This window comes from Compostibacillus humi, assembly GCF_014637175.1.
Lineage (GTDB): Bacteria > Bacillota > Bacilli > Bacillales > Amphibacillaceae > Oceanobacillus > Oceanobacillus humi.
The window spans coordinates 23720-34399 of record NZ_BMEV01000036.1 but is presented as its reverse complement, the minus strand read 5'-3'; the positions used below and the strand labels follow the sequence as shown (position 1 = coordinate 34399).

Annotated in this window: 9 protein-coding genes; 4 read left to right on the top strand and 5 right to left on the bottom strand. The window is 43.7% G+C overall.

The features are described from left to right. Positions 1-412 precede the first annotated feature (412 nt). A complete protein-coding gene (locus tag IEV18_RS10395; RefSeq protein WP_188392314.1) occupies positions 413-1978 on the top strand; it encodes a Vga family ABC-F type ribosomal protection protein in 1566 nt (521 codons plus the stop codon). 472 nt (positions 1979-2450) lie between these two features. Here IEV18_RS10395 and IEV18_RS10390 read toward each other — a convergent pair whose 3' ends face one another. The 5 genes from IEV18_RS10390 to IEV18_RS10370 form a co-directional block, all read right to left on the bottom strand. Continuing rightward, complete coding sequence (locus IEV18_RS10390) at positions 2451-2909, bottom strand: GNAT family N-acetyltransferase (RefSeq protein ID WP_188392313.1); 459 nt, start codon at positions 2907-2909, stop codon at positions 2451-2453. An 84-nt stretch (positions 2910-2993) separates the two neighbouring features. Beyond that, positions 2994-4685: an FAD-binding dehydrogenase gene (locus tag IEV18_RS10385; protein WP_188392312.1), complete on the bottom strand. Its 1692-nt coding sequence runs from the start codon at positions 4683-4685 to the stop codon at positions 2994-2996. Between the two features lie 108 nt (positions 4686-4793). After that, positions 4794-5102 carry a hypothetical protein gene (locus IEV18_RS10380; protein ID WP_188392311.1) on the bottom strand — a complete coding sequence of 103 codons (309 nt, stop codon included), beginning with the start codon at positions 5100-5102 and terminating at the stop codon, positions 4794-4796. A 119-nt stretch (positions 5103-5221) separates the two neighbouring features. Then, a complete protein-coding gene (locus IEV18_RS10375) occupies positions 5222-6223 on the bottom strand; it encodes an ABC transporter ATP-binding protein (protein WP_188392310.1) in 1002 nt (333 codons plus the stop codon). Then, positions 6216-7244, bottom strand: a complete 1029-nt coding sequence (locus IEV18_RS10370; RefSeq protein WP_188392309.1) for an ABC transporter ATP-binding protein — start codon at positions 7242-7244, stop codon at positions 6216-6218. Before IEV18_RS10370 ends, IEV18_RS10375 begins: the two co-directional genes overlap by 8 nt. Positions 7245-7393: 149 nt before the next feature. Here IEV18_RS10370 and IEV18_RS10365 point away from each other — a divergent pair, with 149 nt between their 5' ends. From IEV18_RS10365 to IEV18_RS10355, 3 genes are read left to right on the top strand one after another with little or no spacing between them, the layout of a single operon-like run. Further along, the gene (locus IEV18_RS10365) at positions 7394-8362 is read left to right on the top strand and encodes a P1 family peptidase (protein WP_188392308.1); all 969 of its coding nucleotides are present in this window, start codon (positions 7394-7396) and stop codon (positions 8360-8362) included. Positions 8363-8403: 41 nt separating this feature from the next. After that, positions 8404-9132, top strand: coding sequence for an HAD family hydrolase (locus IEV18_RS10360; protein ID WP_188392307.1), 729 nt, complete (start codon positions 8404-8406; stop codon positions 9130-9132). Between the two features lie 15 nt (positions 9133-9147). Beyond that, positions 9148-10677 carry an ABC transporter substrate-binding protein gene (locus IEV18_RS10355; protein ID WP_188392306.1) on the top strand — a complete coding sequence of 510 codons (1530 nt, stop codon included), beginning with the start codon at positions 9148-9150 and terminating at the stop codon, positions 10675-10677. Positions 10678-10680: the final 3 nt, after the last annotated feature.

Below are 10680 nucleotides of genomic sequence, written 5' to 3'. Positions count from 1 at the left end.
TTGTGTTGGTAAAAATAAACTTTTTCCACACAGAAATATAAATTCAAGTTTCTTCGATTAAAAAATACGAATGGATTGAAGGTATAACAAAGAAAATCGGTAAACTTAAAAAAAGAGTAATTTGACATCGATACATCTTTTCTTATAAAATAAATGTAACTTTAATATGAAAGGACGAATTTATCCGAATGAAAAACTAATCCTATTTTCCGTAATATTTCCATAAAAGAATGAGGATTGAGATTTTCCTGGCTATAGGACCAGTATGCCCTTTTATGGAAAATATTCAGAATAGGATTGGTAATTTTGTTCGGAAAAAAGCAGATATTTTTCGGCCTTTTTTCGGGTTGCCTCCTATTCTGATGTGAATATGGAGGTTTTTTTGTGCCTCCGGAAGAAATGGGGGAATTGTATGTTACTTTATGCAACGGATTTAGTTGTTACAGTTGGAGCTAGAACGTTACTAAAAACGGAAAAATTAGAAGTCCATGATGGGGATCGGATTGGCCTTATCGGCAAAAACGGGGTAGGGAAAACAACTTTATTTAAAGTGCTGGCGGGAATTGTTCCGGCAGAATCAGGAAAAATAGAACGTTATGCACAGGTAGAATATGTGCCCCAATTAAAAAGGCAGGATGTGGAAAAAAGCGGCGGTGAAATTACGCAGCAGTATATTCAAACAGCTTTTTCCAAACAATCTGGAGTGTTGCTTGCCGATGAGCCGACGACCCATTTAGATACAAAACATATTGAATGGGTAGAAAATACGCTGAATCACTGGCAAGGCGCATTTATAGTCATTTCCCACGACCGGACCTTTCTTGACCACGTATGCAATATTATTTGGGAAATAGAAGACGAGACGGTTAACATCTATCCGGGAAATTATTCAAAATATAAGCAGCTTAAAGAACAACAGGAAGAACAGGCATGGGCAGAATATGAAAAATACATTGCGAAGAAAAAACAATTGGAAAGAGCGCTCCGATTAAAAACGGATAAGGCGGCAAGGGCGACGAAAAAGCCGAAGCAAACGAGCCAATCCGAAGCGAAAATAACCGGGGCAAAACCTTATTTTGCCAAGAAACAGAAAAAATTGCACCAAGCCGCAAAAGCGATGGAGTCGCGTATTGAAAAATTAGAAAAAGTGGAGAAACCGTTTGAAGAGCCGCCTTTAAAAATGGAGCTGCCAAACGAAGCAAAAATGAAAAATCGCACAATTGTTCAAGTAAATGAGCTCGAAGGAAGAATTGGCAGCCGGCTGCTTTGGAACCCGGTTTCTTTTTCGATTCAAGCCGGTGAAAAGGTTGCTATTGTCGGCAATAATGGCACCGGAAAAACGACGCTCATTAACAAGATTTTGCGCAGGGAGGATGGGGTGAAAGTTTCACCTGTCTGTCAAATTGGCTATTTTAGGCAAGATTTATCCCTGCTGGACGAGGACCGGTCGATTTTGGACAACGTAATGGAGGGGTCAAAACAGTCGGAAACAATGATTCGTACGGTTTTAGCCCGCTTGCATTTCCGGCGGGACGATGTATACAAAAAAGTTAAAGTACTAAGCGGAGGGGAACGGGTTAAAGTAGCATTGGCAAAAATATTTGTCAGTGACAGCAATACCCTCGTACTGGACGAACCGACCAATTTTTTGGATATTGAAGCGATGGAAGCGCTGGAAAAGTTGCTTATAGATTATGAAGGCACCTTGCTTTTTGTATCCCATGACCGGATGTTTGTGGAAAAAATCGCCAACAAGATTTTAGAAATAAAAGATCAGCAAATTATTATTCGTGACAGTTTTAATGTAGAGTCTAAAGAAGTGGAAGAAGTTGGAACTAGAGATGAACAGCTGCTAGTAATTGAAACAAAAATAACTGACGTGCTGAGCAGATTAAGTACGGAACCTTCTCCAGGGCTAGAAGAGGAATTTCAGCGGCTGGTGCAGGAGAAAAAGAAATTGCTGGAAGGGAAAAAATAAGAGTTCATGCGTGGTACTGATGAAAAGTGCCACGCTTTTTTCCGAGAATTTTCATGGGAATGGTTCTTGTGGCTGGATTGGGCGCCTAGAGAGCTCCTCTCACGGCCGATTGCGGAAGAAAAACGTGGAGAATCAACCGAGAGAGTGCGTGTCACGGCAGATTGCGGAAGAAAAACGTGGAGAATCAACCGAGAGAGTGCGTGTCACGGCAGATTGCGGAAGAAAAACGTGGAGAATCAACCGAGAGAGCGCGTGTCATGGTTGATTTCAGCAAAAAGAGAGAGATATTCACCGAGAGCACGTGCTTCGCGATAAACTACATCGAAAATATAGAAAAAAACGATTGATAGGGAGTTCTTTTTGGTCCTGCGTCTCCAACCCGGTACCGCCAGATCATAAAATGAGGGGAGAAAATATAAAAAAACTCCCTCAGGAAGTCAGATTGAATCTGTCTTCCATAAAGGGAGCATATTTATACTAAATCTAGTGTTAAGCGAATCATATCTCTGCACCAAATTCCATTTTCATAAATCTTTTCTTCATAATGCCTAGTAAAGAAATCGTAATCAATAGATGTAATTCTAAATCCGCATTTTTGATAGAATGCAAGCTGGCCGATGCTGGAATTTCCAGTACCTACTTCCAACGTTTTATATCCTTTAAATCGAGCTCTTTGAATGGCATCCAAGAGTAATTTCTTTCCGATTCCTTTCCCTTGTTCTTCCTCACAAACAGCAATGTTTACTAATTCTGCTGTTTGTGGTCTAGTGGAAAGCAGGACGTAAACCGCGATGACTTTGCCTGCTTCATTTTCAGCAATATAACATTCGCCGCGTTCCAAATAATCGGCAATCGATTCCCTCGATGGATCAGCTAATAGCAGTAAATCCATCGGCGGATTTTCATCCTGACGTAATTGGCGTATTTTCATTTTCCTCACCTTTTACTATCGTAGTCTGTGTGTAATGGAAAAAATAAAGAATAAAAGAATATTTCCCGGGAAAAAGGCTCGACATTAAACTTGGATAGCATCGGAACTATGCACGTTCCTGCTGCCAAGGGCTTCCGCTATATTTTTCCCTGCAACAAGGCCGGTGAATAAGCATCCGCCTAAAAAAGTTCCTTCCAAAGAGCGATAACCGTGCAGTCCTCCGCCGCCAAAGCCGGCCACTTCCCCTGCAGCATACAATCCGTCAATCGGATACCCATTTAAATCGAGGACTCTTCCTTGCAAGTCGGTTTGCAGTCCGCCTAGCGTTTTCCGGCTAAGAATATGCAAACGGACAGCAATTAACGGCCCATTATCCGAATCGAGCATTTGATGCGGCGGCGCAACGCGGATTAGTTTTTCGCTAATGTACTTACGGGATTCGTGAATCGCGTTAATTTGTGTATCATTCGCCGCGGGATTCATAATTATTTCATCCCGTTCTGCGATTTGCCTGCGAATCGAACCAGGATCCAGTAAAGAATCTCCGGATAAACGGTTCATCTCTTCAACGAGGGTATCCAATTCGTTGGCAATGATAAAATCTTCTCCTTTATCCATAAAGGCTTGTACTGGCCCAGGTGCTCCAGGCAATACTCGTTTTAGTACTTGTGTAATGCTCTTCCCTGTAATGTCGGGATTTTGTTCAGATCCGGATAAGGCAAATTCTTTTTCGATTATTTTTTGGGTAAGGATAAACCAGGAATAATCATAGCCGGTTTTTTGGATTGCTTCCAGTGTGCTTAACGTATCAAAGCCAGGGTAATTTGGTTCCTTGAATCGGTTTCCTTCCGCGTCAAGCCACAGGGAGGATGGTCCCGGCAAAATGCGAATGCCGTGCCGGCTCCAAATTGGCGCCCAATTTTTTATTCCTTCCGTATAATGCCACATCCGATCCCGGTTTACAATCCGGCTGCCAGCTTCCTCGGCAATGGCGAGCATGCGCCCGTCTACGTGCTTCGGCACTCCGGAAATCATTTGTTTTGGAGGAGCTCCTAAGCGGCTCGGCCAATTTTTGCGTATCAGATCAAAATTACCGCCGATTCCGCCGCTCGCAACGAGTACTGCCTGAGCACGATATTTAAATTCTCCAATTACGTTACGGTTGCTGTCTTCTCCACGGCCAGCTGAACTTGGCTCTAAAATGGAGCCGTATACCCCGGTAACCGCACCGTTTTCTTTAAGCAATTGATCAACACGATGGCGAGCTTTATAATCTACTTGACCGGTTGCAATATAATTCCTGACCTTTTGGGCAAAAGGCGCAACGAGTCCAGGACCGGTACCCCAAGTAATGTGGAACCGGGGGACCGAGTTTCCGTATCCATTGGGGAGAACAGCTCCCCGCTCTGCCCAGCCGACAATAGGGAAAAACCTGATGCCAAGCTTTTGCAGCCATTCTCTCTTCTTGCCGGCTGCAAATTCTAAATATTTTTCTGCCCATTTTTTTCCCCATTTGTCTTCATCTTCTTCCCGGTCGTATCCGGCGGAGTGCATCCAGTCCCGCCAGGCCAATTCTTCCGAGTCTTTAATGCCAAGACGTCTCTGTTCCGGAGAATCAATAAAAAAGAGTCCGCCGAAAGACCACCATGCTTGTCCGCCAAATGACGCTTCCGGTTCCTGGTCCAATAATAATACTTTTTTCCCGGCATCAGCCAGTTCGCACGTTGCAACTAATCCTGCCAATCCCGCACCTATGACGATAACATCATGTTCCAATTCTTGTCCCTCCTCCAGTTTAAGGAATATTTTTATAATTTCGTCTTTTGCTTCAGTATATCCGACATATCCGAGGGAGTAAAGCAAGATGGGCTTAAAGGAAATAGCTTATTTTTCATATCTTAAGTAGTTGTAATGGTCTGTTGGTATCATTTTTACAATCGTTCCGTTTTCATTCCGGTATATTTCGTACTCACGGTAAACTTCAATTGTGTAGCCGTCTTTTTCACGTATTTCTTCCAGCTGATATTCGAGGGAGGCTGGCACTTGTTCCGCCTGCTGAAAGACATCTACTTCTGCATTGCTTTCTTCCTCATATATCGGCACGCCGCCGTGAATCGTACCGGCATTTCCTTCCTGCATGGCAACAAAAAGGAGCACCGCCAATAGCCCGATGATTGGGAATGCACTTTTCATGAAAAATTCTCCTTTCTAAAGCGTGAAAATGAAAGATTAGTATATATGTATGACCGGCAAGGAAAGATTTGTACAAATCATATGAAAAATAAAAGGACATCCTTTGTTCTGGATGTCCTTTAAGATGATAGGCTATTCGCTGCGGTTTTCTCAAACAGGTGGCAGGCAACGAAATGCCCTTCTCCTTGATGGGCAAGTTTTGGCCGTTCGGTTATGCAACGGTCATGGGCAAAAGGGCAGCGGGTGCGAAAAGCACAGCCAGATGGCGGCTCTGCTGGATTTGGCGGTTCTCCATGTAACGTAATTCTTTCTCTTTTGGCCTTTAGATTGGTCTTGGGAACGGAAGATAATAAAGCTTTCGTATACGGGTGGAGCGGATTATCGTAAATTGCATTTTTTGGCCCGATCTCCATGATTCTGCCAAGATACATGACCCCAACTCGGTCGCTAATATGTTTGACAACACTCAAGTCGTGGGAAATAAACAGATAGGTAAGGTGAAATTCTTCCTGCAAATCTTTCATTAAATTGAGTACTTGGGCTTGTATCGATACGTCCAATGCCGATACCGGCTCATCGGCAATAATGAATTTAGGGTTCATCGCAAGGGCACGGGCAATGCCAATCCGTTGACGCTGCCCTCCGGAAAATTCATGGGGATGTTTCGTTAAGGCATCTTCAGATAATCCTACCTTTTCCAGCAGCTGCAGCACCTTTTCCGTCCTTTCCTTTTTCGACAGCTTGCTCTGGGCGAGAAACGGCTCTTCCACAATTCGCTTTATCGTAAACTGGGGATTTAAGGAAGAAAAGGGATCCTGAAAAATCATCTGCATGTCTTTCCGGAAAGGTTTCAGTTCCCGTTCCCCCAATGGAGCAATATTTTTTCCTTGGAACCAAATATCTCCGTCCGTCGGCTCATATAGGCGCAAAATTGTTCTGCCCAACGTCGATTTCCCTGAGCCGGATTCACCGACAATTCCTAATGTTTCCCCTTGATAAACAGCAAAACTAATATCGTCCACTGCTTTAATGGAAGCGGAGGAGGTTCGGAACAGTCCGTTACGGAGGAGAAAATATTTTTTTAGCTGCTTGACTTCGAGTATTTTTTCCTTGTTATTCATGTTCGCCCTCCTCACTTTCATATAGATGGCAGCGGACTTTGCGCCCACCGTTTGTTTGGAAAAGTGCTGGATTTTCCTTTTGGCAAATTTCCATGGCAAATTTACATCGGTCGGCAAAGCGGCACCCGACAGGAAACTGGTGGGAAGGGGGAACGGAACCAGGAATTGCATCAAGGCGCTCAACTTCCATTTCTAAAGAAGGCATGCTTTTCAGCAATCCTTTCGTATATGGATGTTTCGGCTGCTGAAAGATTTCCTCCACCGTGCCTTCTTCAACGATTTGACCGCCATACATGACTAGAACCCGGTCAGCTGTTTCAGCAACGACTCCTAAATCATGGGTTATTAATAAAATAGCCGAATCGAATTCTTCCTTCACATCCATCATCAGGTCAAGAATTTGGGCTTGAATCGTAACGTCTAACGCTGTAGTCGGTTCATCGGCAATCAAAAGCTGTGGATTACAGGCCATAGCAATGGCAATCATAACCCGCTGCCGCATTCCGCCGGAAAGCTGGTGGGGATATTCCTTCATCATTTTTTCCGCCCGGACAAATCCAACCTTTTTCAATAATTCTATGGCTAATTCTTTCGCTTCTTTTTTCTTCAATTTTTTGTGTCGAAGTAATGATTCGGCAATTTGGTCTCCGATTGGAAATAACGGGTCAAGGGAAGTCATCGGTTCCTGAAAAATCATCGCAATATCCCGGCCGCGAACGTTGTTCATTTCCTTTTCGGAAAGTCGCGTTAATTCCTTTCCATTTAGTTTGATAGACCCGGAGACAATTTTTCCTGGAGAAGGTACTAATCCCATAATCGATAAGGAGGTGGCGCTTTTTCCGCTCCCGGATTCTCCGACAAGGGCAACGGTTTCGCCCCGTTTAATCGCAAAGCTTACATCATCGACTGCTTTGGCGACTTTATCTTTCCCCAGATAAAAGTACGTTTTCAAATGCTCGACTTCCAATAAAATATCATCGGCTGCCATTGTCCCGACAGCTATCGTTTCCCTTTTTTCCATAAATATTCCCCTTTGAGCGGCTAAAAATTTGGTAAATATTATCTATTAAAATCGTAAAGTTTTTATAGGATACTTTTAAAAATTATTATAATATGAATATAGGAAAAATACAGGTAGAATTTTATAGATAGATTAAAGGGAGTGAAGAGTTGGTTTACGGAAATATAACCGACGTGCCTGGAATAAAAGTGGGAAATGCGGAAAACATGGATGCCCTTACCGGCTGTACGGTAATTCTCACAGAAAAGGGAGCAACTTGCGGTGTTGATGTCCGCGGTTCAGCACCGGGAACGAGGGAGACAGATCTGTTAAATCCAGTAAATACGGTAGATAAAGTTCACGGAATCTGTCTAACCGGCGGAAGTGCCTATGGGCTAGAAGCTGCATCGGGTGTCATGCAATATTTGGAGGAAAAGAAAATTGGACTGGATGTTGCCGGTTTCAACGTGCCGATTGTCCCTGGAGCGGTGTTATTCGATTTGCTCGTCGGCAACGGCAAAATTCGCCCGACGAAGGAAATGGGCTATGAAGCGGCAAAGAAAGCAGCGGCTGGGGAATTTGCATTGGGCAACAGCGGGGCAGGCTGCGGTGCCACCGTCGGTAAACTGGCGGGACCAGACCAATGTATGAAAGGGGGATTAGGCTCGGCCTCTATTCAGCTAAAGAACGGGCTAACCGTTGGTGCCATCGTTGCTGTCAATGCGGTTGGAGATGTTCGGGATCCGTCTGCTGGCGAAATTTTAGCCGGTCCTGTAAATAAAGAAACCGGCGAAATTATGGACAGCATGAAACTTCTGGAAACATTGCCATCCATCGAAACCTTTGCCGGAGGAAACACGACAATTGGCGCGGTGGCAGCAAATACGACAATGACGAAGGCAGAGGCAACGAAAGTCGCTCAGGTGACCCATAACGCACTGGCAAGGACGATTTTTCCTTCCCATACGATGAATGACGGCGATACAATTTTTGCTTTGGCAACGGGCGGGGACAAGTATCCTGTTGATCTCGTCGCCAACATGGCAGCAAAAGCGATGGAAATGGCAATTATACGAGCAATAAAAGCTGCAGAGGAAATTTCCGGCATCCCGGCTTATAAAAGCAAATCGAATAAATAAAGCCGGTCAATTTGCTGCGGCTTGTAAAGGAGCAAAGTATGATGAACTTTGAAAATATTAAACTCGTAACCTTTGACCTTGGATACACATTAGTCTATAACGAAAGGGTGGAAGATTACCTCGCCTATTTGCGGCATAAAGGGCTTGATCGATCGAAGGACGAGGTAGATCTTGCTTTCCATTTGGCGGATAAAATGTTTATGCGGGACTATCCGGGCGTCTTTGGACATGCTCCGGAAACGTATATGCCCTGGTATATCGGGACTGTCAATTACCGCTTAAGATTTCGTTTTAATCTGTTTGAACAGGTACAATTTTTTATTGAGCAAGCTCAGAACAAACCGTTTTGGAAATTGTTTCCCCATACGAAAAAGGTGCTGGAAACGTTAAAACGAGAAGGTTATGAGCTGGGGCTCCTGTCCAATTGGGACAAGTCATGCAGAAAATTGCTTGCTTCCCTTGGAATTGATGATTATTTTGACTATATTTATGTTTCTTCGGAAGTTGGCTCCGGTAAGCCGGATGCTAAAATGTTCGAACTGCTTTTGAAAGAATCCGGGTACTTGCCGGAGGAAGTATTATATGTAGGAGACAACTACTATGACGACGTAATCGGTGCCGGAAAGGCAGGCATTCAAACCATTGTTCTAAACCGCTTTGGCCATAAAGGGGTAGAAGAGTTAACCGATTGCATTATCGTGCCGTCGACAATGGAAGTAGTGTCGTTGCTGCAGGGAGAACAATCATTGGAGGAATATATTGTAAAATAAAAGGGGGATAGCGCTGTGAGAAAACTAGCGTTTATTACAAGCATATTATTCTTTTTCATCATATTGGCTGCTTGTTCAAAAGATTCGGGAGAAAGTAACGGGGAAAGAAAGGAAACGGCGGATAAAAATGAAATTAATGTGAGAATTAATAATGATCCAGACTTTTTGGATCCCCATATGGCGGAAGCATCCATTACGTTTCAAATGATTTTAAACATGTTTGACGGCCTGCTTTATGGCGATACAGACGGGTCATTGAAACCAGCATTGGCGGAAGACTATTCCGTTTCTGAAGATGGTCTAACATACACATTTACTCTGAGGGATAATGTCACCTTCCATAATGGCGATCCCCTCACCACAGAAGATGTTATCTACACCTTCGAACGGTTAATGGGCAAAGAAACAGGTGAGCCGTTAGATGCTAACTTTGAAATTATTGCTTCCGTTGAAGCACCGGATGAAAACACCGTTGTTATTACACTGAAGGAGCCGAATTCGGCGTTTCTATCCTATTTAACTGCTTTAGATTCGGCGATTTTGCCAAAAAGCAATGATGGCAAACATAATGACAACCCGATTGGAACCGGTCCGTTTAAATTTAACAGCTACAATCCGGAAAGCAATTTGATTTTGGATAAAAATGAAAACTATTGGCAAGAAGGGTTGCCATATCTGGATAAAGTAACTTTCACCTTCCAGCCAGATGACCAGACTGCCCTTTTGGCGTTACAGTCTGGTGAAATGGATATTGTTGCTGTCGGGTCTCATCGCATCCCCGAGGTGGAAAATGATTTTCAGCTAGAATATCAAGACAGCAATACGGTGTTGCTTCTAGGCTTTAATCAGGAACGGGAGCCATTTCAGGATCAACGGATTAGACAGGCGATGAACTATGCAATCAATAAAGACGATGTGATTGATGCAGCGTTTAACGGCTATGCAACGAAATTAGGCTCCAATATGAGTCCGGCCATGGGTGCGTACTTTAAAGAAGGACTGGAGGACGTCTATCCTCATGATGTGGAAAAGGCCAAGGAATTGCTTGCCGAAGCAGGATATCCGGATGGCTTTAAAACGACTTTATCTATTTCATCCCATGCCGAGCTGTACTCCAATGTCGCTCAAGTGGTTGTAGAAAATTTACGGGAAGCAGGAATTGAGGCGGAAATTGAAGTAGTTGAATGGGGTATTTGGCTGGAGAGGATTTATCAAGGCCGGGATTATGATATGACGATTATTGATTTTACCGGCGTGCTATCCCCGTATGAAACGATCAAACGATACCATACGGAAGCAAGCAACAACTTCTTCAATTACTCCAATGAGGAGTTTGATCAGCTGATGGAGGAAGTAATCGTCGAAACGGATGAAAACAAGCAAGTGGAGATGTTCCATCGGGCACAGGAAGTGTTAAGTGAAGATGCCGCTGCCGTTTATATGGCAGACTATCAGATTATTTGGGCACTGAATCCGAAGTTGGAAGGGTATCAATTATATCCGTATTTCTTCCATGATTTATCTGAAGTAAGATTTGCGGAGTAGAAA